17 protein-coding genes are annotated in these 25467 nt (G+C 51.8%); 7 read left to right on the forward strand and 10 right to left on the reverse strand.

The genetic code is table 11. The features are described 5' to 3' along the window. Positions 1–52 precede the first annotated feature (52 nt). Both trpB and NDA02_RS10890 read left to right on the forward strand, forming a co-directional pair. Entirely contained in the window at positions 53–1297 is a 1245-nt protein-coding gene (trpB, locus tag NDA02_RS10885) for a tryptophan synthase subunit beta (RefSeq protein ID WP_190793684.1), read from the forward strand. Positions 1298–1300: 3 nt separating this feature from the next. Continuing rightward, entirely contained in the window at positions 1301–1930 is a 630-nt protein-coding gene (locus tag NDA02_RS10890) for a ribonuclease D (RefSeq protein ID WP_190793683.1), read from the forward strand. Between the two features lie 51 nt (positions 1931–1981). On the opposite strand, the gene NDA02_RS10895 is transcribed toward NDA02_RS10890, so the two are convergent. Then, positions 1982–2449 carry a hypothetical protein gene (locus NDA02_RS10895; RefSeq protein WP_190793682.1) on the reverse strand — a complete coding sequence of 156 codons (468 nt, stop codon included), beginning with the start codon at positions 2447–2449 and terminating at the stop codon, positions 1982–1984. Positions 2450–2756: 307 nt separating this feature from the next. Next, positions 2757–4274, reverse strand: coding sequence for a 4-alpha-glucanotransferase (gene malQ / locus NDA02_RS10900; protein WP_190793681.1), 1518 nt, complete (start codon positions 4272–4274; stop codon positions 2757–2759). A 973-nt stretch (positions 4275–5247) separates the two neighbouring features. Here malQ and treS point away from each other — a divergent pair. Continuing rightward, positions 5248–8628 carry a maltose alpha-D-glucosyltransferase gene (gene treS, locus NDA02_RS10905; protein WP_190793680.1) on the forward strand — a complete coding sequence of 1127 codons (3381 nt, stop codon included), beginning with the start codon at positions 5248–5250 and terminating at the stop codon, positions 8626–8628. An 87-nt stretch (positions 8629–8715) separates the two neighbouring features. On the opposite strand, the gene NDA02_RS10910 is transcribed toward treS, so the two are convergent. Then, a complete protein-coding gene (locus NDA02_RS10910) occupies positions 8716–9951 on the reverse strand; it encodes a glycosyltransferase (RefSeq protein WP_190793679.1) in 1236 nt (411 codons plus the stop codon). A gap of 56 nt (positions 9952–10007) precedes the next feature. On the opposite strand from NDA02_RS10910, the gene NDA02_RS10915 reads away from it, so the two are divergent. After that, on the forward strand, positions 10008–10736 hold the full coding sequence (locus NDA02_RS10915; RefSeq protein ID WP_190793678.1) for a 4'-phosphopantetheinyl transferase superfamily protein: 729 nt from the start codon (positions 10008–10010) through the stop codon (positions 10734–10736). Between the two features lie 59 nt (positions 10737–10795). Here the strand turns inward: NDA02_RS10915 and bchH are convergent, their stop codons facing one another. The 3 genes from bchH to NDA02_RS10930 all read right to left on the reverse strand — a co-directional run bounded on the left by bchH (position 10796) and on the right by NDA02_RS10930 (position 16521). Then, the gene (gene bchH / locus NDA02_RS10920) at positions 10796–14596 is read right to left on the reverse strand and encodes a magnesium chelatase subunit H (RefSeq protein WP_190793677.1); all 3801 of its coding nucleotides are present in this window, start codon (positions 14594–14596) and stop codon (positions 10796–10798) included. Positions 14597–14889: 293 nt separating this feature from the next. Then, the gene (hemB, locus tag NDA02_RS10925) at positions 14890–15873 is read right to left on the reverse strand and encodes a porphobilinogen synthase (protein WP_190793676.1); all 984 of its coding nucleotides are present in this window, start codon (positions 15871–15873) and stop codon (positions 14890–14892) included. A gap of 231 nt (positions 15874–16104) precedes the next feature. Then, positions 16105–16521, reverse strand: a complete 417-nt coding sequence (locus NDA02_RS10930) for a secondary thiamine-phosphate synthase enzyme YjbQ (protein ID WP_190793675.1) — start codon at positions 16519–16521, stop codon at positions 16105–16107. A 593-nt stretch (positions 16522–17114) separates the two neighbouring features. Here NDA02_RS10930 and NDA02_RS10935 point away from each other — a divergent pair. Then, positions 17115–17957: a pre-peptidase C-terminal domain-containing protein gene (locus NDA02_RS10935; protein ID WP_348254946.1), complete on the forward strand. Its 843-nt coding sequence runs from the start codon at positions 17115–17117 to the stop codon at positions 17955–17957. Positions 17958–18080: 123 nt separating this feature from the next. Here NDA02_RS10935 and miaA read toward each other — a convergent pair whose 3' ends face one another. Continuing rightward, the gene (gene miaA / locus NDA02_RS10940) at positions 18081–19070 is read right to left on the reverse strand and encodes a tRNA (adenosine(37)-N6)-dimethylallyltransferase MiaA (RefSeq protein ID WP_190793673.1); all 990 of its coding nucleotides are present in this window, start codon (positions 19068–19070) and stop codon (positions 18081–18083) included. Between the two features lie 191 nt (positions 19071–19261). On the opposite strand from miaA, the gene gyrB reads away from it, so the two are divergent. Beyond that, complete coding sequence (gene gyrB, locus NDA02_RS10945) at positions 19262–21199, forward strand: DNA topoisomerase (ATP-hydrolyzing) subunit B (RefSeq protein ID WP_190793672.1); 1938 nt, start codon at positions 19262–19264, stop codon at positions 21197–21199. 223 nt (positions 21200–21422) lie between these two features. On the opposite strand, the gene NDA02_RS10950 is transcribed toward gyrB, so the two are convergent. The 3 genes from NDA02_RS10950 to NDA02_RS10960 all read right to left on the reverse strand — a co-directional run bounded on the left by NDA02_RS10950 (position 21423) and on the right by NDA02_RS10960 (position 23775). Next, positions 21423–21836, reverse strand: coding sequence for a hypothetical protein (locus tag NDA02_RS10950; protein ID WP_190793671.1), 414 nt, complete (start codon positions 21834–21836; stop codon positions 21423–21425). 258 nt (positions 21837–22094) lie between these two features. Continuing rightward, positions 22095–23159, reverse strand: a complete 1065-nt coding sequence (locus NDA02_RS10955) for a 3-deoxy-7-phosphoheptulonate synthase (RefSeq protein WP_190793670.1) — start codon at positions 23157–23159, stop codon at positions 22095–22097. Positions 23160–23523: 364 nt separating this feature from the next. After that, complete coding sequence (locus NDA02_RS10960; protein ID WP_348254948.1) at positions 23524–23775, reverse strand: hypothetical protein; 252 nt, start codon at positions 23773–23775, stop codon at positions 23524–23526. A gap of 26 nt (positions 23776–23801) precedes the next feature. Between NDA02_RS10960 and NDA02_RS10965 the strand changes: the two genes are divergently transcribed. After that, positions 23802–25433 carry an FAD-binding oxidoreductase gene (locus tag NDA02_RS10965; RefSeq protein ID WP_348254950.1) on the forward strand — a complete coding sequence of 544 codons (1632 nt, stop codon included), beginning with the start codon at positions 23802–23804 and terminating at the stop codon, positions 25431–25433. Positions 25434–25467 lie beyond the last annotated feature (34 nt).

The following is a 25467-nucleotide window of genomic DNA, read 5'->3' on the forward strand; positions in this document are numbered from 1 at the left end:
AGACCCGGAACTTCTTTATAATAAGGACTGTTCCATTATCCCATTGGATTCCGTGACCTACACTCCCGTTCCCCCCTCCCAACCCCTTGACACGACCCAACGCCCAGACACCCTGGGACGCTTCGGTAAGTTTGGCGGCAAATATGTCCCCGAAACGCTAATGCCTGCCCTGAGCGAACTGGAAACGGCTTTTTATCAGTACCGCAATGATCCAGAATTCCAGGCAGAGTTTCAAGGCTTGCTAAAGGATTATGTGGGCAGAGCAACACCACTCTATTTTGCGGAACGGTTGACTCAGCACTATGCCAAACCCGACGGCACGGGCGCCCAAATTTACCTGAAGCGGGAAGACCTCAACCACACTGGGGCACACAAGATCAACAATGCTCTGGGGCAAGTGTTGCTGGCAAAGCGGATGGGCAAACAGCGGATTATTGCAGAAACGGGAGCCGGACAGCACGGAGTCGCTACGGCAACGGTCTGCGCTCGGTTTGGTCTGCACTGCATTATCTACATGGGCGTGCATGACATGGAGCGGCAGGCGTTAAATGTGTTTCGGATGCGGCTGATGGGAGCAGAGGTGCGTCCGGTGGCATCAGGGACGGGAACCCTGAAGGATGCCACGTCTGAGGCAATTCGGGACTGGGTAACGAATGTGGAAAGCACGCACTATATTTTGGGGTCGGTGGCGGGTCCACATCCTTATCCGATGATTGTGCGCGACTTTCAGGCAGTGATCGGGCAGGAGACGCGGCAGCAGTGTATGGAGAAATGGGGCGGTCTGCCAGATATGCTGCTGGCTTGTGTGGGCGGCGGCTCAAACGCGATGGGGCTGTTTCACGAGTTTGTGAATGAACCCTCGGTGCGGCTCATTGGAATTGAGGCAGGCGGAGAGGGTGTCGATTCTGAAAAACACGCAGCAACGCTCACGCGGGGCAGAGTCGGCGTTTTGCACGGGGCGATGAGCTATTTGCTGCAAGACGAAGATGGACAGGTCGTAGAGCCATACTCAATCAGTGCCGGACTAGATTATCCGGGCGTTGGACCCGAACACAGCTTCCTCAAAGATGCCGGACGCGCTGAGTATTTCAGCATTTCTGACCAGGAAGCTCTGGAAGGACTGAAGCGACTTTCCTGCCTGGAGGGAATTATTCCTGCGCTGGAAACGGCTCACGCGATCGCCTTCCTCGACCAACTCTGTCCCCAGCTCACGGGCAGTCCCCGGATTGTGATCAACTGCTCTGGACGCGGCGATAAGGATATGCAGAACGTAGCCAAGTACCTGAGTTTGGGTTAAAGCATGACATTCACCGAGTTTCAGGTCTGCGATCGAGACATCTCAGATGAAATTTTGGCAGGCTATCTTGAGTCCGATGCACTGGCAGTGGATACCGAAACAATGGGTCTGCTGCCGATGCGCGATCGGCTCTGCGTCGTGCAGCTTTGCGATCCGCAGGGACGAGTGGCAGTGCTGCGAATTCAGCAGGGACAAACCGAAGCCCCTAATCTAAAGCGGCTTTTGGAAGCGGAGCAGGTGTTGAAAGCCTTTCACTTTGCCCGATTTGACCTGGCAACGATTCGCTATCACCTGGGAATCGAGGTCGCTCCGGTGTTTTGCACCAAGATTGCCAGCAAGCTTGCCCGCACCTATAGCCCCCGCCACGGACTTAAGGATGTGGTGCTGGAGCTAGAGCGGGTCGAACTCGACAAAACGGCACAAAGCTCCGACTGGGGCAATGCCGTAAATTTATCCGATGAGCAGTTGCGCTATGCCGCGAATGACGTGCGCTATTTGCTTAACATTCAGCAAAAATTAAAGGAGATGCTTCAGCGAGAAGGACGCTGGGAACTGGCGCAGGATTGCTTTCGCTGCTTACCCACGATCGTCTCCCTGGATCTGATGCAGTACCAGGGCATTTTTGAGCATTAGTTTCGAGCAATAATGTCAAGCAATAGTTTCGAGCAGCGGTAAAGTTGCGCCTCAGGGCTGGATTAGCGTTTCTTTGATCTTCCGGATGATTGGGCAAATTAACTGGCTCTCTTTGGGCGGCAGAGCCGATCGCAGCAGGTTCTCCAGTGCTGAGTACACAACCTCGCATCTGGGCTGAATTTTGCGTGATCGAGTAATAGTCTGGAACCAGATCAGTAAATCTTCCTGAAGCCAGGCTTCACCCAGCAGCATTGATTGCACTGCATGATGAAAGGTGTAGCGGACATCGTGCCGACACTGCACCGAAACATCTCTGCCCTCCATCTGAAAAATTTGGGGATGGGAAGCAGAAACGCGCTGATAAAGCTCGTTGAGAATTCGCTCTTCTGCTTGTGCGAGCTTGCTATAGAGCTGAAAGCGATCGATTGTCATCTGGGAAAGCTGTTCCAGTTCGACTAGCTCTTGATCTGTAGCGTAGCGACCATCAATTTCAGCAATGCGATCCAGTACATCAAACATCAAATGTTCTCCAGACCAGGTAGAATCACAAATTTATTCTTCCCGCTGCCATTTTGAGTGATTCGATCGGGTTGAAAAACTTAACACGTCTAAAAAGTGCCTTAGAAGGTTAAATGGGCGATTGGGGTGGGAGTGTGCTTGAGGCATAGGATAGGTTCTACATTGCCCCCCTAATTCCCCCCTAATGGGGGGACTTTGAAAGCAAGGATGATTCTTGAGGAAACTGATAATTTAACGCTCGGTTCCTCCCAGAATTAACCCGCAGGGGGCAGTTCGGCAGGTGGTTAACTCAGCAAACCGGAATGCTTCAACGGCTATAAATCTCCGTCATCTGACGCAGCCGATCGCTAATCTCCTGGGTCAGCAAGCCCGAGTCCGTGTATCGCCATCGCCACTGTCCGGCATTGGTGCTGGGATCGTTCATGCGGGCGCGGTTGTCCAGTCCCAGCACGTCCTGAAGCGGCAGGATTGCTAGATCTGCGACCGAGAACAGAGCCGCTGAGATAAATAGCCAGTTGATTTCCTGAATGTCTTCTGGTGTCGCGTAGCCCCAGTATTTTGTGACAAACTGCTTTTCGTGATCGCCGGCTTTTTGCCACCAGCCGATCGTCGTATCGTTGTCGTGCGTGCCAGGATAAACGACGCAGTTGGGGATATAGTGATGGGGCAGATAGGCGTTATCAGAACCGCCGCCAAAGGCGAACTGAAGAATTCGCATTCCGGGGAAGTCGAAGCGATCGCGCAGTTCCTCTACTTCGGGGGTAATGATGCCCAGATCTTCTGCCATCACCGGTAGAGAACCGACTGCCGCCTTCAGCGCCTCAAAGAATTTTGCGTCTGGGCCTTTGACCCATTTGCCATTAATCGCCGTAGTTTCTCCGGCAGGAACTTCCCAGTATGCCTCGAAGCCCCGGAAGTGATCGATGCGGACAATATCGACATAAAGCAGTGTTGCCTTAAACCGCGCAATCCACCAGGCAAAATTGGTGCTTTCGATCTGATTCCAGTCGTAAACCGGGTTGCCCCAGAGCTGACCCGTTGCGCTGAAGTAGTCCGGTGGCACTCCGGCAATATAGGCAGACTCTAGCGTTTGTGGATCGAGCTTAAAGGTTTCGGGGCTAGACCAGACATCCGAGCTGTTGTGGCAAACATAGATTGACACGTCGCCCACAATTTGAATGCCTTTGCCGTTGGCATACGCCCGCAGTTTGCGCCACTGCTCAAAGAACTGGAACTGCATGAATTTTTGAAAGGCAATGCTGTCCTTTAGTTCTTGCCGTTTGGCTTCGAGGGCATTGGGTTCGCGACGGGCGATCGATCGCTCCCACTGGCTCCAGGGCTTGCCGCCGTTTTCTTCCAGCAATGCCATAAACAGCACAAAGTCATCTAGCCACCAGGCTTGCTCCCGGCAAAACTGCTCGTATTCGGGATTCGGTTCTTTGTTGAGTTTTTGGGCAAAGCGATCGAATGCCTGCTTCAGGTAGCCGTACTTAACCGGAATTACGCGATCGAAATCCACGCGGCTATAGCCCGGTTCGCCTGATTCAGGGAGCGGCTGAAGCTGGTCAGCCTCCAGTAAGCCTTCTTCTGCCAGGGTTTCGAGGCTGATCATCAGCGGATTTCCGGCAAAGGCACTGAAATTCATAATGTAAGGCGAATGCTCGTCTCCGGTGGGTCCCAGCGGCAACACCTGCCATAGCTTTTGTCCGCTGCGCTCCAGAAAATCGATAAACTCATAAGCCGATCGTCCTAAATCCCCAATGCCAAATCGTCCGGGAAGGCAGGTGGGATGAAGTAGAATGCCACTGGCGCGTTGAAAGGTCACGGTTTTTTCCTGCTAGCGACTGATATTAATGAATGCAAAAGATTGTAGAGTTTGGAGCCGAAAATTTCCTCTTACCTGAGTTGATTTGCAGTGGATTTGCGATCGAATTCAGAAGGGCGATCGCATCTCTTCCAGGGCAAAATACCAACCTAACCAGTGAATTTACCGGGTGTAAAGGCAAAAATTGTAAGAATATCGAGATATTACGGAAAGGCTTTGCAAAGTTCCGGTGAAATCGGCGTCCTCCTCTAGGAGGATTGAATTTTTCATTTTTAGAATGGGCGCATCCAGAAAGCGCGGTTAAGCAACAGCCTTTTAAGCGGGTATTTGAGAAGTCTCTGAGGTTTGACATTGACTCTGCTATTTCCCTTTTTGCCCCCGCCGCTGGGGACTTTGAAACCTAGAGGAAGAGAGGTTCCCCTAGAATTCGGGGGCTAGGGAGGCGGATCACTGTTAGGATTTTTCAAACATCCTGCAAACTTCCGATTCAGGGTATTTCAAGCAGAGTATTTCACAAAATACTTTTATCAGATCTGCGGCTCTTTTCTGGAGAGTCGAGATCATCGCTTCAATCGCGAATTGGCTCAAGCGATCGATCGCCGCTCTGGTCATTTTCTTGAGATTGTCAGTGATGGCTACCACAACTTGAGCTAGTGAACTACGCTTGAATGAAAAGTCTGATTAACACTCCATCAGGGTCGCAACCCCGGAAATGTATCGCATCTACCCGCTCAGCCACCGTCTCCAGGTCACCCACCTGCTCTAGACTTACGATTTCCGCTTGATTGGTTGGCTCTCTGCCTTCAGTAAGACAGAGAGTTGGCTTGCAATTGGCACAATCGATCGAGAAGGTGAAAAACGGTCAATCCATTTTGCTCAGATGATCTGGCTGCACAACTGCTGCACAACCAGATTGCCAAGGACTTGCGACAGAATCCAGCGAACAGCCGATCGGTTTTTAGGGAAACATACTATGCAGAAGACACCGCTCAACGACGATCCCCTTTGGTTTAAAGACGCAATCATTTACGAAGTGCCCGTGCGTGCCTTTGGTGACAGTGACGCAGACGGCATCGGCGATTTTCGCGGCTTAACTGAGAAGCTGGATTACATTCAGGATCTGGGAGTAACTGCCATTTGGATTCTGCCGTTTTTTCCGTCTCCCCTGCGCGACGATGGCTACGACATTTCCGACTACACCAGTGTTAACTCGATCTACGGCAACCTGGAAGATTTTCAGGCATTTCTGGATGCGGCTCACCAGCGCGGCATTCGCGTAATTATCGAGCTAATTATTAACCACACTTCCGATCAGCATCCTTGGTTTCAGCGTGCCCGCAAAGCACCTCCCGGCAGCCCGGAGCGCGATTTCTATGTCTGGAGCGACAATCCCCAGAAATACAAAGGGGTGCGGATTATCTTCAAAGACTTTGAAACCTCGAACTGGACATGGGACCCGGTGGCTCAGTCCTACTACTGGCATCGCTTTTATTCGCATCAGCCCGACCTTAACTTTGAGCATCCAGAACTGCAACGCGCCCTCTTCGATGTGGCGGACTTCTGGCTGAGCATGGGTGTGGATGGCATGCGCCTTGATGCAATTCCCTATTTGTACGAGCGAGAAGGCACAATTTGCGAAAACCTGCCCGAAACCCACGAATTTCTGAAGCGGCTGCGGAAATATGTAGACGAAAATTATCCCAATCGAATGCTGCTGGCAGAGGCAAACCAGTGGCCCGAAGATGCGGCGGAATATTATGGGCGGGGCGACGAGTGCCACATGAACTTCCATTTTCCGCTGATGCCGCGCTTGTTTATGTCGCTGCAGATGGAAGACAGCTTCCCGATTATCGACATTCTTCAGCAAACGCCGCAAATTCCCGATAACTGTCAGTGGGCGCTCTTCCTGCGAAACCACGACGAACTCACGCTGGAAATGGTGAGCGACGAAGACCGTGACTATATGTATCGCGTTTATGCTCAAGACCCGCAGGCGCGGATCAACTTAGGAATTCGGCGACGGCTGGCTCCGCTGCTGGGCAATAACCGACGGCGGATTGAGCTGATGAACTGCTTGTTGATGGCACTGCCAGGTACGCCTGTGTTGTACTACGGCGATGAGATCGGCATGGGCGATAACATCTATCTGGGCGATCGCAACGGGGTGCGAACTCCAATGCAGTGGAGCGGCGATCGCAATGCCGGATTTAGCCGTACCAATCCACAAAAGCTGTATCTGCCTGTAATTGTTGACCCGGAATATCACTACGAAACGGTGAACGTCGAGGCACAGCGGGCAAACCCGAACTCGCTCTGGTGGTGGACGAAGCGGCTTCTGGCAATTCGCAGCCGTTACCGTGCCTTTGGGCGGGGAACCTTTGAGCTGCTCTATCCCGAAAACCGCAAAGTGCTGGCGTTTACGCGCACCTATCACGATGAGCACATTCTGGTGGTGGCAAACCTGTCGCGCTTTGTGCAAACCGTGGAACTCGATCTGTCTGCCTTTAAGGGCATGGTTCCGGTCGAAATCTTTGGACGCAATGAGTTTCCAGCGATCAACGACAAGCCCTATTTCCTCAGTTTGGGTCCCCACGCTTTCTTCTGGTTCACGATTCAGGTGCCGCAGGGTCAGGCTTCGATTCAGCCCATGAAGCAGCCGACCACGATCGCCGTGAATGGCGACTGGCGCGATGTTTTCCTGAAAGCCGAAGCCAGAAAATCTCTGGAAACTGCTCTGCCTGCCTATCTGCGAAGCTGTCACTGGTTTGGCAACAAAGCACGGCTAATTCAAAATGCGACGGTGGTGGATGCTGTGCCGATCGAGCCGCCCCTGGAACTGTCGGACTCGCCCTATCCGCCCGTTGCTCCGTCACCTTACTATTTGCTGCTGACGCGGATCGACTACACCGAGGGAATGTCCGAAATCTGCGTGTTGCCGGTCGCCTATGGGGTAGGCAATGAACCAGGGCAGGCAATCGTTTATCTGGAAGGCAAAACTAGTTCTGGTGTGCTGTATGACGCGATGCACCAGCGCGACTTTCTCTCGATTCCGCTGGCGGCAATTACTCATAAATTGCAGTTTCGCGGTAGTGCAGGTGATATCGTTGCGGTGCAGGCAGAAGCCTTTGCTCAGATTGCCGCTACTCCCACCCATCCGGGCATGAACTCGAATCTAGAACCGCATCTGATGCGCGGCGAACGAAGCAATGCGATCGTGTCTTACGGCGATCGGTTTATCTTGAAGCTGTATCGCAAAACGGATCAGTGCATTAACCCAGATCTGGAGATCGGGCAGTTTCTTACCCGCAGTTCGGCATCGGTCGGGCTGCCCAACCCGGATAACTTTGCTCCGGTGGCAGGCTGGCTGGAATATCGGCGCAAAGGGGCTGAACCCATGACGATTGGCTTGCTGCTCAAAATGATTCCCGAAGCGCGAGATGCCTGGAGCTACACGCTCGACTCGATGCGCGACTGGTTTGATAACATTCTGACGCTGCCGCTGGAACAGATTACGCTAACTTTCCCAGCAGAGTCGATCGAAGAGGCTCTCGAACAAGACGTGCCCGACCTGGCTCATAAAACCATGAGCGGCTATCTGCTGGCAGCGGAACTGCTGGGACGACGCACCGCCGAAATGCACCTTGCCCTCGCATCCGAGCCAGATTATTCCGGCTTTGTACCCGAAGACTTCACGGCGTTTTACCAGCGATCGATCTACCAGTACATGAGAAACCAGGCGGGACAGGTGTTGCTAGAGCTGAAAAAGTACGTCGGACAGTTGCCTGAAGACTTGCAGCGTCAGGCCCAGTTCATTCTCAACTACCGGGAGCAGCTTTTAGGACGATTCCGATCGGTGATCGATCAGCCGATTGCGACCATGCGGATGCGCTGTCACGGCAACTATCACCTGGAAGAGGTGCTGTACACAGGCAAAGATTTTGTGATTGTGGACTTTGAGGGCGAACCCACCCGACCCCTCACCGAACGCCGCATGAAACGATCGCCCCTGCGCGACATCGCCGGAATGCTGCAATCGTTCTACTATGCGTCCCAAATTGCGCTGCGACGCGAAATCGAAACCGGACTGATCCGCAACGAAACGCTGCCTGCAATGCAGGAATGGACTCGTTTCTTCTGCGCCTGGACGAGTGTAACGTTCCTCAAGTCCTATTTGGCAAGAACTGATCACGCGCCTTTCCTGCCGCGAACCTACTCAGAAATGCAGATTTTGCTCGATGCCTATCTGCTCGAAAAATCGGTGTACGAACTTGGCTATGAGCTGAGCAATCGCCTCGACTGGGTAGATATTCCGATGCGGCGCGTTTTGGAGCTGATGCGCTTGCCGCAGGAGTAGGTGGGTGGATGGGAAATAAGGTGATGGAAAGGTGGGGAACGGTAAACAGCAAAGGCTCTTCTGCTCCTTTCTTCCTTCTTCATTCCTTTATCTCCTTCTTCCCTCTCCCGCCTTTTCTTCCCAAACGTTCACCAATCGATCGATCGCCTGTTCCCAGGAGTGTTCTGCTGCAAATGTTCGAGCCTGTTCTCCCATTTGTTGACGCAGTGAAGGGCGATCGATCAGCGTTTTGAGTTTTTGGCTGAAATCGTTGATATTATCGGGTTCAAAAAGCTCGCCTGTTGTGCCGGGCTGAATGCTTTCGATAATGCCTCCGGCACGAGGGGCAAGGACTGGAATTCCTGCGGCGGCGGCTTCCAGAACGGTGAGACCCTTGGTTTCCTTCTGGGATGCGGTAATGTGCAGATCACTGTTGATCAGCAGAGCAGGGACATCTTCTGGGGAAATGCGTCCCAGTAAATGCACTTCGGGCAAAATCGCTCGGAGGCGATCGCGGATTTCAACTTCCATGGGTCCGTCTCCGGCAATCAGCAGGGCGATCGAGCTTCGATCAAGTGATGGAGCAAGCGTTTCAAATGCCTTGAGCGTAAATTTCCAGCCTTTGTCCGGCGTGAGGCGACCTAAAAAAGTGAGCTTGGTTTTGCGATCGACCGAGGGCAGATGATATTTTTCGGCAAAGAAGCGATCGTGTTTCAGTTCAGGACGATATTGGGAGAGATCAATTCCGAGAAACTCACCTCGAACAATATTTTTGATGCCCATTTGAATCAGTTTTCGACCTGCATCTTCACTGCTGACTAACGTTGCAGTATAGGAATTGTAGATGCCCCGCACAATCCGACGCGAAATCCGCTGAAGTATCGCGATGATGAATTTTGGAAGCGGCAAATAATCTTCGATGTATTCAATCAGATTGGTATGAAAGAAGCTAACGCAGGGAATCTGGTGCTGCTTTGCATACGCAACGCCAACCACTTTTTGCATACTGAGATGCAGGCGATCGGGTTCGTCCACGTGAATGATTTCTGGCTGAAACGCTTCTAGTTCTCGCATCAGTGCCGGATATGCCTTGCCGCTTATATTGCGCTCAAACTGCAAATCGAGAAACGGCTCACTCTGGAGCGGCACAATTTTCACCCCCGGTAGAATGTTGCCCACATACTGCTGCCAGTGGGGATATAGGGTGGCGATCGGCTGATAGTCGGGACACAGCACCAGCACTTGATGTCTATCCCGGCTCAGTTTTTGCAGCCTCTGCCAAACCGTTACCGTTACGCCATCGACCACAGGCAAAAATCCAGACGTGATAATTGCAATTTTCATCTAGAATCGGGTCAGCTAACTGGGTCAGAGCCTCGTTCAGAATATCACGGTGATTCATGCTTGAAGTTTGTTCCTGGACAGTGCCGCCTTCTAATCTGCAGCTTTCCGATCGGGAGGTTCACATTTGGCAGGCGGATTTGACTTGCTTGGATGCCGAAGTGGAAAAGCTGGCTCCCTTGCTGAGTGCAGACGAACAGCACCGTGCCGCCCGATTTCGATTTGAGCGCGATCGCAGAAAGTTTATTCTCGCTCGCGGCATCCTGCGAAACCTTTTGAGCCAGTACCTTCAGTGCGATCCGAGCACCCTCAGCTTTGAATATGGAAAATACGGCAAACCCACTCTCATCGGATCTAATCTGCTGTCATTTAATTTGGCGCATTCGGGCGATCGAGTGCTTTATGCCGTGACCCAGCATGACCCGATCGGCATTGATATCGAGCAGTTGCGTCCGGTGCAGCAGATTGAACAAATTGTCAGCCGCTATTTCTCGCCCGAAGAACGGCAGGCCTTTCAGTCGCTTCCGGTCAACCAGCAGCCGCTTGCTTTTTTTCGTGCCTGGACGGGGAAAGAAGCATTTTTGAAGGCGATCGGGAGCGGTTTATCGTTGCCGTTGGATCAGGTGGCAATCACCCTGTTACCCGGTCAACCTGCCGAACTGCTGGGACTTCCTGCCGACCATTCGGTCAAACAATGGAAGCTGCATCAATTCGTGCCTGCTGCGGGGTATGTCGGGGCGATCGTCGTGCCGCAAAAATCTTTGCAGATTGGTTTCTGGCAGCTGTAAGTTTACACGTAATTCAATGTAAGTCTAATCGATCTGCTGAAGTCAGGTCATGGATTGAGTCACGACGATTGAGTCACTACGCCTTCTAACTCTTCGTCGGTTTGCTGGTAAAGCTGCCGCAGGTGTGCCAGAGTTTCGGGGTCGGGTTGCCAGAATCCGCGTCCCTGTGCCTCTAGCATTCGTCCGACGATGTTGCGAAACGCTTCTGGATTTGCCTGCCGCAGCCGTTCTACCATTTGAGCATCGAGCGCGTAGGTTGCGGCTGCCTGATCGTAGACCCAGGTTTCCTGAAAGTCAGTGGTTCCTGCCCAGCCTATCAAAGCTGTCATGCGCTGAGAAATTTCATACGCCCCGCCCGAACCCTGAGCGATCATTGCTTCTGCCCATTTGGGATTGAGCAGTTTCGTGCGATATTCCATTCGCAGCAAGTCTTCCAGCTTTCGGGGGGTGGTGTCGTTCGAGAAACTTTCCACAAAGCTGGCGGTCACGTTTCGATCGCCCTGCATCTCAGCCGCTTTTTTTAGTCCGCCCGTGTTCGCGTAGTATTCCTGAATGTCGGTCAAGCCATACTCGATTGAGTCAATCTGCTGCACAATGCGATCGGTGGTTTTCAGCAGCGTTTCCAGAATTTCTGGACGAGCCTGCCCTTTGTCTTGGCGTCCGTAGCTAAAGGTATTGCGCCCTGTCCAGGTTTGCCCCAATTCATCGCCCGATTCCCAGTTAGAATCTGTAATGCGATCGTTCACAAGTGAACCAAAATCACCGGAAGGGTTTGAGAACAGTCTTGCAGATGCGTTATCGATGCCCTTGGCTTGCAGAGCAAGAGCGTGTTTACGAATAAAATTTTGGTCGATCGGTTCCTCGATCGTGGATGCTCTGAGGAACAGATCGTCTAATAGCTCAATCACATTCACAAAGCTATCGCGAAAGATCCCAGAGAGGTTTCCCAGCACATCGATTCGGGGATGGTTCAGTTCTGAAAGCGGCTTTAGCTCATAGCGCACAACCCGCCCGGTTCCTTCTTTCACAGGCTCCGCCCCTACCAGTTCGAGAAGAATGCCGATCGATTCTCCTTTTGTTTTGATTGCGTCCAATCCCCAGAGCATGACGGCGATCGTTTCAGGGTAAGTGCCGTGCTCTTGCAAATGCTGAGCGATGAGCGTTTGGGCGATTTTTCGTCCCCGCTCGTAGGCGGCGGCTGAGGGCATCCGGTAGGGATCAAGCGCATGAATGTTGCGTCCGGTGGGCAAAACGCCGATTCCATCTCGCAGCAAATCACCGCCCGGAGCCGGAGGAATGTATTCGCCGTTGAGTCCGCGCAGCAGATTTGTGAGTTCGTCGGTGGTTTGGCTCAGCAGAGTTTTGATCTGGAGAGCGATTTGAATTTCAGAATCAGTCAATTGAGCTTGAGTTGGGTTAAGTGAATCTGTGCAAACGGCATGAATGATCTCATCGGGTAGTCGATCGCCAAAATAAGCTTGGAGATAGCTTTGCAATTCTTCAGCACCAGGAGTTTCCCCCAAGATGTGTAGACCAGAAGAAAAGAGCCGATTTTCTAACACCTGCAAATATTCATAAAGCCGAATCAGGTAATCATCAAACGCATGATTGCTAAACAGCCGAATATTTTCTGGCGTGAATTCAATTCCCGATCGCTTGGCTTCTGTAAAAGGACAATCTGTATCCAACCCTGAATCCAGAATCTTCTTGCAGATTGCCTCCTTCAGCAGATAATTCTTTTCTGGATCTTCGCGATACTCTGCAATGAAATCTCGCAGCGCAACCAGCTCCTTATACAATCCGGCTCGACCATAGGGTGGCACGTTGTAAGACACTAAAACTCCATAGCCACGCCGCTTTGCCAGAATCGACTCTGAAGGATTATTCGCAGCATAAAGATAGAGATTTGGCAGATTTCCTAACAAAATATCCGACCAGGAATAGCCTGTATTGCCCAGCGGAGAACCAGGAAGCCATTCGACCGTGCCGTGCATTCCAAAATGAACGATCGCATCTGCCCTAAACTCATTTTGGAGCCATTTATAATAGGCAGCATATTGAGGATGAGGCGTAAGATCTCGCTCAAACATCAGCCGCATTGGATCACCCTGCAATCCTAAGGGAGGCTGCACGCCAATCCACAGATTTCCTAACTGAATGCCGCCAATCTGAAAGCGATCGCCGCTTGTTTTAATGCCACTTGCGATTAAAGACTGCCACTGTTTTTCAATCCGGCTTGTGAACAGATAGCCGAGCCATTTTTCCAGCGTTCTGGCATTAACTTGAACTGTATCCTCCTGCTCAGAGGCAAACGCTTCATCGGCCTGTTTGACCTGGCGAATTAATTCCTCTCCGTCTTCGGGCAATCGGCTGTCACCAAGCCAGTAGCCTTCGGTTTTCAGGGCCTGCAGCAGCTTGATCAGCGACTTTGGCACATTCAGCAGGGCTGCCGTTCCCGCTGCGCCGTATCCGGGCGGAAAGCCGTAGAGAATAATGGCAATCTTGCGTTCTGCGGCGGTTTTTTGTCGCAGCGCGATCCAGTTTTTGACCCGTCCGGTGAGCCGCTTAACTCGCTCTGGAATTAGATAAATTTCATCCCCCACCAATCCGCCCAAGGGCACGGTATCGATCGCTCCATCCAGCTCTGGCAGCGCGTACAATACCACACTCTGCAAACCGCCAATTCCCTGCCTTGTCCAGGAATGAATATCCTGAATCAGCAAGGGAGCCGCGACAAAATAAGGCACGTTCTTCGCGCTGAGAATTCGCTTTGCCACCTCTACCTGCCGACCCGCCTCCATCGAGCCTGCCGGACCTCCTACCAGCGGAAATCCAATGGTTGAAACGATCGCGTCAATTCTGGCGGCTTCTGGCATCAGCGATAGAATTTCCCGATTTCCCTGCTGTTGTTGCCGTTGCTCATCATCGGTCGTGAGCCAATCCCGCACTGCCACATGGCCCTCGACCCCGTTGATAAAAATCGGTAAGGGAATTAAACCGGCCGCTTCAAAGTGCCGAATCAACTGGGGAATATAGGGCTGCTTTGTAATAACGTGCTTGCGATAAAGCAAAATGGCAACGATCGGAGAACCAGCGCAAATATTTTCAGGAATCTCTGAATGAATATTTTTGTGAACCTCTGGGTGAATTCCTGGTTGAACCGAACTCGATCGCCCTAAATTATCCTGAAAGTACCAGTTTAGATACGCCTGCGGTGATGCAAAATAGCCTGAATAATCCGGGTGAAGCAAACCCATATTCGGCGTTTCAATGGTTTCTGGAATTTCTCCCACCGAAAGCCCCAGATATCGCTCCGCCAGAAACCAGAACAGAGCCGCAACGTTCCCAGAACCACCGGCATTCCAATAGCCGTAGATAATTAGCCAGTTGCGAAGATCCTGCACTTTGCCGATTGGTACATACTTGAGCAGTTTCGGTCCCACCTTTAAAAAGCTGAGATATCCGGCAAGTTTATCTTCTTCGCGCTGCGTGCCGCCAAATTTGCTGAGGATAAACTGTACAGGTTTTGGCATTCCCTTCGGTTTGTCGCCAATGCTGAATTTGCCGATTTGCGTCAGGCTCATCAGCTCCAGCGCAGACTCAAACACGAGCCGAATCGGAATGGATGCAATTCGATCGCGTAGCCACAAGACCTGATCATAATCAAACAGCAAACTGCCAAAAAAGACATCTGCGCTTTGTAATGCCTGTTCGACTTGCGCTGCCTGAGACGTGAGATCTCGATCGCTAAAGACCTGAATCTCCAGATCGGAACAGCGAGACTGCGCCTGCTGTGCTGCCTGACGGTATAAATCAGCGTTAAAAGATTCAAACCCCGCAATTAGAACAATTCGTTTCATGTCTCGCTTCGTGCCCTACTGAGTGCCATAGCAGAATCGCCCTGCCTTTAATTCTAAAGGGATGTTTGAGAAGTCACGATCGCGGCCTGACCTATCTCTCTGTTGCTTCTCTCTGTTGCTTCTCTCTGTTGCTTCTCTCTGTTGCTTCTCTCTGTCGCCTTAGTAAGGATGTTGACAAAACCACGCCCTCAACAAACAGGTGATGAAAAATAACCCCTCACCGGGCTGGGAAGGGGCTGTTTAGGAATCTACAAAGTAACGAATCTCTGCAAGGGGGCGAATGAGTTGAGCGACTAGCCGTTGAGCCAGCGAGCTGCATCCTTCGCGTGGTAGGTGAGAATCAGGTCTGCGCCCGATCGCTTGAAGCCAGTTAGCGTTTCCATCACGACGCGCTGTTCATCGACCCAGCCGTTTAGCGCCGCCGCTTTCACCATTGCATACTCGCCAGAGACATTGTAGGCAGCGACAGGCAGATTGGTTGCCTGCTTCACGCGCCAGATAATGTCCATATACGCCAGAGCAGGCTTCACCATGAGCATATCTGCACCTTCAGCAATGTCGAGTTCGATTTCCTTCAGGGCCTCCTTGCCATTTGCCGGGTCCATCTGATAGGTGCGACGATCGCCAAACTGTGGAGTAGACTCTGCTGCATCGCGGAACGGACCATAGTATGCCGAAGCATATTTTGCAGCGTAGGACATGATCGGAATATCCTGATAGCCTGCTTCATCCAGACCCGATCGAATTGCCTGCACAAAGCCATCCATCATCCCGGAGGGCGCAATAATATCAGCTCCTGCTTTTGCCTGCGCCACAGCCGTTTTTTTCAGCAGTTCTAGCGTGGGATCATTCAGCACGCGCCCGGTCAGGTCGCCCACTTGCAAATAGCCGCAGTGACCGTGGGAGGTATATTCACACAGGCAAGTGTCGTTGATGACGATCAGATCAGGGACGGCTTCCTTTACCGCAGTGGTTGCGCGTTGAACAATGCCGCACTCATGCCATGCGTCGGTGGCATCGGTGTCTTTGTCGGCGGGAATGCCAAACAGAATAATCGCGGGAATTCCCAGGTCGTAAACTTCTTTTGCTTCTTCGACAATTTTGTCAACCGAAAGCTGATAAACGCCCGGCATCGATCGCACCTCGTTAGCAATCGACTCACCCGGAACCGCAAAAAGCGGATAAATCAGATCGCTGGTCGTCAAAACGTTTTCCTGCACCATGCGGCGGAGCTGCGGATGGCTACGAAGGCGACGGGGGCGATGGGTCGGAAACATAGATTTACTAAAAGGAGTCTGCTTGCTGATTCTTAAAAGTTTAGAACCTGAACGCCCCCCTTACCTCTACGGGAGTTACAAACCGTAAAGATAGCCTTGATCAAACGCGCTTACTGCGACCTGAACTTCACAAACTGAAACGTAATCGTTCCAGCGATCGTTCTCAGCAGCGAGAGCATTAGGGCAAAACGATTGGAGCAAAACGACTGGGGCAAACCGAAAAAATCCTGCCTAATCTCCTGAAAGATGAACAACCAGTTCCCTGCGGTGGCCGTGATCTCGATGCTCCCACACATAAATACCCTGCCAGGTTCCCAGTACAAGACGACCGTTTGCGATCGGAATTTGCTCTGAAGTGTGAGTCAGGACGGTGCGAATATGGGCAGGCATATCATCCGGTCCTTCGGTGCTGTGAATGTAGTTGTACCCGTCGGGCACCAGTTTCGCCAGAAAGTTAGACAAATCTTTTAACACGTCTGGATCAGCATTTTCTTGAATAATCAAACTGGCAGAGGTATGGCGAAGAAACAGCGTACAAAGCCCGGTTTGAATTCCCGCATCAGCAACGATCGCCGCAACTTTTGAGGTGATTTTATGGAGAGATTTGCCGTTGGTCTGAATGGTAATCGCTTGCTGATAGTGAGACATAGCGGGGTGTTAAGAACCTGTTTCTATTTTTGTTGTCTGTCTTTATTGTAAAATTTCCGCTGCTCATCTTGCTTCATTTCGATATTCTGGTGGGCTTCACTGATTCTTAGCGTCTTATCCAGCAGGTCCTATCCAGCAGTGTCATGAAGCCATGTCCCTTTTGCTTGTTTTTGATCTAGCGGTACACTATCTAGCGATACACTTCAACTCGTTTGCGCTAGTGTTGAGATTTTTTAACAATTTACAGTTTTAATTCATTGTGGCATCACCGATTCTCAAACGTTTTTCTTTCATCGTCTGCTCGATCGCACAATGGCTTTTCAAGCTGTAAATGCTTGGAGACGACCCAAATTCAGCGAGATGACTGCGAATTTCAGAACCTTAAAAAGGAGCGTCAGCGATCGGGACGTTATTACGCGAGATTTAGACGTTATTACGCGAGATTCAATTTAAATATTTGCCAGACCCGACAAAAAGGTCGATTTAACCAGCCGTCGTCTTAACTCAGGAACTTTATTACAAACAGCACCGTCAATACACGATGGAACCTACAGAATCACTGTGATTCTGCACTCATTTGAGGCTGTTGACCCATGCTGTTCAACTCTTCGTCTCGTCCCGCTAATCAGGACAACCCATTTGCCAATCGCACCCGCTTGTTTAACTTCTTATCTGACTATGGTGACAGCCTGAAGAATGCCGAAAATATTGGCAGCATCAAGCGCGGCAAAAGCTACGACTATTCCGGGGACGTAGGCGGTGACGATCTCGATTTCTTTAAATTTAAGCTCGATCGCCGGGGCAAAATCTTTGCGACGCTCAATAACAAAAGCGATCGCGATGAACCGATCGCCATTAGCCTGCTAAATCGTCAGGGCAAAGTGGTGAAAGCCCAAGATAACTTTCTGTTTGCCAACGTTGAAGCAGGGGAGAGCCAGACGATCTCCGTGAGAGGACTGGCAAAAGGAACTTATTTTCTCCGCATTCAGAGCGAAAACGGACGGGACGAAGACTATGATCTGAACTTATCCCAGTCTGGCTCTTCCTCACCGACCCCGGGATTTGATCAGTCGGTCAATCTCGGTACGCTGCGACCGGGCGATCTTTTCTCTGAATCGGGAACGGTGGGCGGCAGCGACGTTGACTTTTACCGCTTCAGCGTAGACAACACCAGCCGCATTTCTGCCCGTCTCAGTAGCTCAGATTTCAACGCAGACCCGATCGCCTTCTCGATTCTAGACAGCCAGCGACGTACGGTAATGACCGAGAGCGGCAGATTTTTGTTTAGTAACGTGGAAGGCGGTGATAGTGACACGCTGTTTGCGCCCACCCTGGCTTCGGGAACGTACTATGTGCGGGTGCAGAGCGAACAGGGACGCAACGAACCCTATCAATTGTTGGTAGAGCGATCGACAGTGACGGTGACTCCAATTTAGCGTTCCTGCTCTGACTCGTCCCTCTAGGACGTGCTTTAACGCTTTCTAATGGTGGTTTACTTACCGATGGTAAGTGACTGATCCGAGCGCTTTTACAGCACATTCTGGGGGGACAGTTCACCGCTAGCTGATTTTAAACGTCCTCCTATCGAACGGGGGAAAATTTCCTGCGGCGATCTGCACAAACTCCTTTACTCGCTTCATGACTCGATCGCTTAAATCTGGCGCATCCGCATCAAACCATTCGATCGATCGATCGGCGTGAAACCAGGTACGCTGCTGCTTGGCAAATTGTCGGGTATGCAAAACGACGCGCGATTGTGCCTCTGTCAGGGAGATTTCACCGGAAAGAAACTGCCTGATTTCCTGATAGCCCAGGGTGTTGAGCAACGGTAAATCGGCTCCATATTTCTGGCAAAGGCGATCGACTTCTTCGACAAAGCCATTGGTAATCATCTGAGCAGTACGCTGCTCAATGCGTCGCGTGAGCTGCTCCCAGTTCGCATCCAGCCCAATCTGCAAAATCGGATACGGGGGCGGTTGTTCGCCCTGCTGCTGCGAAATCGGACGACCCGTGACATAAAACACTTCTAATGCCCGCAAAGTTCTGACCCGATCGTTGCAGTGAATCTTTTCGGTCGAAACCGGATCAACCTGCCGCAGCATCGCATAGCACTGAGGTTGACCTAACGCCTGAAGCTGCGATCGAAGTTCGGGCTGCGGAGCTACTCTGGGAATTTTTAAGCCGCGCACGATTGATTTAATATAGAGCCCCGTACCGCCCACCAGTAGAGGAATCGCGGTTTGCGACTGGTGCAGACGATCGATTTGTTGCTGTGCCAGGGTTTGATAATCTGCCAGAGTCAGCGTTTCGGTGGGGTCACAAAGGTCGATCAGGTGATGGAGAGCCTGCTGACGTTCGGCGATCGTGGGCTTGGCAGTGCCGATGTCAAACTCCCGGTAAATCTGCCGCGAATCGGCACTCAAAATCACGCCCGGAAGCTTTTGGGCTAAATCGATCGCCAAACTTGATTTTCCGGTTGCCGTTGCCCCACCGATCGCGATTAAAATAGGGACAGAAGCGTTTAGTACATCTGTATTTCTCTGACTCATTCTGGCTTGTTCAGGGGGGTCACAGGGACAGCAGCGCAAGTGGGGTGATTAGAAGGAGATTCGATCCCCTTTTAAAAGTTCGCCTCAGACCGCTCAGAAACCGTCTGAAACCCTTTTGTGCTAGAATTTCTGTATGATCTGATGTTTTGAGGTAAAAGTGGGCCTCAAGCAATTTTAGGAGCACTTCATTCATGACGACAAATTATGGTGCTGATCAGATTCAAGTCCTGGAGGGCTTGGAAGCAGTCCGCAAGCGTCCGGGCATGTATATCGGCAGCACAGGTCCGCGAGGTCTGCATCATCTAGTCTACGAAGTTGTGGATAACTCCGTTGATGAGGCGTTGGCAGGCTACTGTAAACAGATTGAAGTCAGCATTAATGCCGATGGCTCCGTCACCGTTACAGACGATGGACGCGGCATTCCCACCGATGTCGTCGCTCGCACAGGCAAATCAGCCCTCGAAACCGTACTCACCATTCTGCACGCAGGCGGTAAGTTTGGCGGCGGCGGCTATAAGGTGTCTGGTGGTCTGCACGGCGTGGGGATTTCGGTCGTAAACGCGCTGTCGGAATGGGTCGAAGTCACCGTTTGGCGCGACAAAAAACAGCACAAGATGCGGTTTGAGCGGGGCATCACCGCAGGCGAGATGCAGGTGCAGCCGACCCAAGAAAGCCGCACGGGAACATCGGTGACGTTCAAGCCTGATACTGATATCTTTACCACGGGCATCGAGTTTGACTACAACACGCTGGCGGGTCGTTTGCGGGAGCTGGCATATCTGAATGCCGGAGTCAAGATTACATTCAGGGACGATCGCCTGGAACTGCAAAAAGACGGCGAGACGCGGATCGAAACCTATTTCTATGCAGGCGGCATCCGCGAGTATGTCACCTACATGAACCACGACAAGCAAGCCATCCACGAAGAAGTGGTCTACGTGAGCGGCGAGCGCAATAACGTGCAGATCGAGGTGGCGTTGCAGTGGTGCGCCGATGCCTACACCGATAATCTGCTGGGCTTTGCGAACAACATTCGCACGATCGACGGTGGCACACACCTAGAAGGACTGAAAGCCGTCCTGACTCGTACCATGAATGCGATCGCCCGCAAGCGCAACAAGCTCAAAGAAAACGAGTCCAATCTGGCAGGCGAAAATATCCGGGAAGGTCTAACGGGCGTGATCTCGGTGAAAGTGCCTGACCCCGAATTTGAGGGACAAACCAAGACCAAACTGGGCAATACCGAAGTGCGTGGCATTGTCGATTCGCTCGTGGGTGAAACCCTGACCGAGTATCTGGAGTTCCGCCCCGGTGTAGCAGATTCGATTCTGGAAAAGGCGATTCAGGCGTTTAATGCGGCAGAGGCGGCGCGGCGTGCCCGTGAACTGGTGCGGCGTAAGTCGGTGCTGGAATCCTCGACGCTGCCCGGAAAACTGGCAGACTGTAGCTCTCGCGATCCCAGTGAATCTGAAATCTTCATCGTAGAAGGTGACTCCGCAGGCGGCTCGGCAAAGCAAGGGCGCGATCGACGCTTTCAGGCAATCCTCCCTTTGCGCGGCAAGATCCTCAACATCGAGAAAACCGACGACGCGAAGATCTATAAAAATGCCGAAATTCAGGCACTGATTACCGCGCTCGGTCTGGGCATCAAGGGCGAAGAGTTTGACGCTTCCCAGTTGCGCTATCACCGCATTGTGATTATGACCGATGCGGACGTAGACGGCGCCCACATTCGCACCCTGCTCTTGACCTTCTTCTACCGCTATCAGCGATCGATGGTCGATCAGGGCTATGTCTACATTGCCTGCCCGCCGCTTTATAAGGTGGAGCGGGGACGCAACCATTACTACTGCTACAGCGATCGAGAGCGAGATCAAATCATTGCCGGATTCCCAGAAAACGCCAAGTACGAAATTCAGCGATTTAAGGGTCTGGGTGAAATGATGCCGCAGCAACTCTGGGATACCACAATGAACCCGGAGACGCGTACCCTGAAGCGAGTCGAAATTGAAGACGCCGCCGAAGCAGACCGAATCTTTACCGTACTAATGGGCGATCGGGTGGCTCCCAGACGCGAGTTCATCGAAACCCACGGTTCGAAGATCAACCTGATGGATCTGGATATTTGATCTGGATATTGAAAGCTGATGGATTCGCGCAGGGTTAGGGATTCGCAGAAAAGCTAACTGTTGGGTTCGGAGTCGGATGAGTGTCGGCTCAGCGTCGTTTCACAGCAAAATTCAGCAATAGCACGGGTAGGATGACCTCAATCCTTTGCCCGTGCTGTTTTTATGTTTCTAGGTCTACAAGCCTTCTGGGAACTCACCGCTTGAGAAAACCATCAAATATAGTTCAAAGATCAGGCAGCGGCAAGCGGAATGCGCCGAATGCAGGGATAACTTCAACAAAGTGCAAAATTTCAATACATTCTTTGTAAAAGGATGGGAAATCGGGGGTAGTTTTGGGCAAGCTATTAAGAGAGCGATCGGAATCTACCTTAGGATAGATGTTAAGCTCGTATAGACCGAATCCCCGTTCCGTTTTCGTCATCCTTACACGCAATTCATCATGACTTTCAAGAGCCGCAATTTCAACTTCCCGATTTGGCAGTATCTCAACCAGCACGTCTTTGATAGCAACCGTCCGCTTATCTTGAGCCCTCACCGCTTCTGGAGACGGCATCATATCCACCATTTGGAGCGTTGCTGGTTCAGCTCCCATCCCGAAGAGCATTTTCGGAACTGAGCGGCTCAGGGTAAAAATCACCGAAACCTGCTAGGGCTGTATTTTCTTCACTACACAATACTAAAACGGAAAGGGGCTGATGCCCCTTATTTTTTAGCTTATCACGATTTAATTGAGCGCGATCGTTTATTCATCAGTTCCCGGTAGGACGGAGCGCAGAGGGCTGCTCCCTTGGTGAAGGCAGTGCTTCTCTAGCGGCGTATTCCTGCTTCGATCGCTGCTCTTGTTTCGTTTATGAACGCGGATGAATGCAGATTAGTTCTGCAAAACCGCTTTGCGCTACTTGAGCTGCAAACACTGTTTCGTCACCGACTTTGCCAGGGATCGCAGCATTTCGGTCGTCGCGCTCCAATTGACGCAGGCATCGGTAATGCTTTGCCCATAGGTCAACTGGCTGAGGTCTTGCGGAATCGACTGCTTGCCCTCCACCAGATGACTTTCAACCATGACGCCCATAATGTGCTTTGAGCCCGCGGTAAGCTGTTCGGCAATGTTTTCTAGGACGAGGGGCTGGCGTTGGTGGTCTTTTCCAGCGTTGTCATGGCTGCAATCGATCATCATGCGGGTGTTGAGCTTCAGGCGTGCCAGTTCCTTCGCCGCGTGCTGAACGTGATCGGTGTCGTAGTTGGGACCGTGCTTGCCGCCGCGCAGCACCAGATGCCCATCAGGATTGCCCGTGGTCGTGACAATGCTTGCCAAGCCGTCTAGATTGATTCCCAGGAAACGATGGGGCTGACTGGCTGCCAGCATCGCATTTGCCGCCGCTGAGAGACTGCCATCGGTATTGTTTTTAAAGCCGATCGGCATGGATAGCCCCGATGCCATTTCGCGGTGAGTCTGGCTTTCGGTGGTGCGTGCGCCAATCGCCGTCCAGGAAATCACGTCTGCAATATACTGCGGAATAATGGGGTCGAGCAGTTCGGTTGCAGCGGGGAGTCCGAGCTGTGCCAGGTCGAGCAGGAGTTTGCGGGCAACACGCAGTCCAGTGTTGATGTCGTAGCTGCCGTTTAGGTGAGGATCGTTGATCAAGCCTTTCCAGCCGATCGTTGTGCGCGGCTTTTCAAAATAGACTCGCATGACAATTTCTAGATCGTCTTCGAGTTCCTTTCGCAGCACTGCTAGCTTTTCGCCATATTCCAGCGCAGCATTCACGTCGTGCACCGAGCAGGGTCCGACAATCACCAGCAGTCGTCGATCTTCTGCCTGCAAAATATGACGGATTCGATCGCGGGTTTCGGCAACCAGGGTGGCAGCGGTTTCAGTAATGGGTAGCTCGTGATGGAGCATCGCAGGACTGATCAACGGGCGGGTTTCAACGACGTGCAAATCAAAGATTTTGTGCATGGTCAACTCATAGGGTCGCGGTTCGCAAGAGCAGATGAATATGGGTGGCTGCGGTTCCTTTGAAGTTGCGCGCAGCACTAATCGAACTGATCAAAAGCCTGATTAAAACAGTTAGCCCCAAACATTCTACCGAATCCTGAGGGGTAACCTTGAGGGTTTACTTCAGCCTGAACTAAAGTTTTTCCAAGCTTCAAATTCGATCTCTAAAGAGATGAGAAGGGGAGGAAACAGGGGGATGAGGGAGTGGGCAGTTGGTTTGGGTTTGAGGAAAGTGGGTGAAGGAACTGGGATTGGTGTTTAGGATGATTGAAGATTGAGGGATCTACGTTGATTTATCGGTGGGTTGAGAAAGCGCGTCAGGGGGTTAATCTGACTGTGATTTGTCGGGTTTCGGTGGGGCGAGTTGGGGGATGTTCGGTTTTTGCGGGGGGATTCGCTGTTGCTGTCTAACCTTGTCGTGCCCGACCTGAATGCTTTCCTGGATGGGTGAAATGGCGGCGGTGATCGAGCGATACCAGACAGCGATACCAGACAATGAGTTAAAGGCATTACCATCGGGCGATCGGTGAGAAATCCGATAGGGTCGCTTTGTGAACCATTGTGAATTGTGAGCCATCTTGAATGGGCATAGAGGAGCAGCGCATGAGCCTGACTGAGCAAGTTTTGTCGCAGATTCCTGGCAATGTTTTAGCGGGGTTGCGGCAGGCCGATCTCCTGTGGCAGTCCTACAAATCTAATCAAACCGTGTTGCCCGTAACCGAAGTTGTGCGCGTCAATGCGAGTGCTCTGGAGGCGACAGCGTGGGATGTAGTGATTTGTGGGGGGACGCTGGGAATTTTGCTGGGAGCAGCACTGGCACAACAGGGGTGGAAGGTTGCGCTGATCGAACGGGGAACACTGCGGGGACGCGACCAGGAATGGAATATTTCGCGCAAAGAGCTGCACGTTCTGACGGAAATGGAACTGCTGACCGCAGCAGAATTAGAACAAACGATCGCTACAGAATTTAATCCGGTAAACATTCGCTTTCATCAAGGCGTTAATCTTGCAGTGAACGACGTGCTGAACGTGGGCGTTGATCCGGTGTATTTGCTGGAGCGACTCAAGCAGCGATTTCTGGAAGCCGGGGGATATTTGCTGGAGAATACTGCTTTCATAGGGGCGATCGTTCACAAAAACGGGGTAAAGATTTCCGTTGAATCTCAAGATAAATTTCAAAGCAAATCCGAAACCGAATCTCGGACTGAATTCGAAAATCATGCAGGTGGGAATTCCAGTTTGACAGCGCGTTTACTGATCGATGCGATGGGGCACTTTTCGCCGATCGTCCGTCAGGTTCGCAGCGGGTCTAAGCCGGATGCGGTTTGTCTGGTGGTGGGAACCTGCGCGGATGGCTTTGTGGAAAACCAGACGGGCGATCTGTTTGCTTCGATGACACCCATTCAGAATCAGTGCCAGTATTTTTGGGAAGCGTTTCCGGCGCGAGATGGACGCACAACTTATTTGTTTACCTATCTGGATGCTCATCCCGATCGCCCCAGCTTAGAGCAGCTTTTTGAGGATTACTTCACTTTGCTACCGAACTATCAACAGGTGGATCTGGCGCAGCTTCAGTTCAAGCGGGCTTTGTTCGGCTTTTTTCCCTGCTATCGGGAGAGTCCGCTACAGTCGCCCTGGGACCGGTTTCTGGCGATCGGGGATAGCAGCGGGGCACAGTCGCCTTTGAGCTTTGGCGGATTTGGTGCGATGATTCGGCATTTGCAGCGATTAACAGCGGGAACCGATGCCGCCCTGCGAAGCAATCAGCTCGATCGCCGATCGTTAAATCTGCTGCAACCCTATCAGCCCAGCCTCACCGTCACCTGGCTCTTTCAGCGGGCAATGAGCGTGGGCGTGGAGCAGACGATCGATCCCAACCAAATTAATAGGCTGCTGTCTGCCGTCTTTGAGGAAATGCAGCAGCTTGGCGACCCGGTGCTGAAGCCGTTTCTTCAGGATGTGGTGCAGTTTCCTGCGCTGTTTCAAACGCTGATGCAGGTTGGGATCAAGCACCCGGCGATCGTGCTTAAAATTATTTCCCAGGTGGGAGTCGCTGCCCTACTGGAGTGGACAAAACACTTCGCTAATCTGGGACTGTATCATCTTCTGTCTTCTCTCCCTGCAAACCCCCTGATTTCCGCGACTCCCCTCGAAAAAACTCAGTCTGAGGCGTGGCAATATCGGCTCGATCGCTGGCAGGATGCCTGGAAATATGGCTCAGGAAAGGATTATTAAAGACCGGTTAAACTGAATAGGTGAGATACGTTTT

The sequence above is a fragment of the Leptolyngbya sp. ST-U4 genome, assembly GCF_039962215.1.
Classification (GTDB): Bacteria; Cyanobacteriota; Cyanobacteriia; order Elainellales; family Elainellaceae; genus Leptolyngbya_A.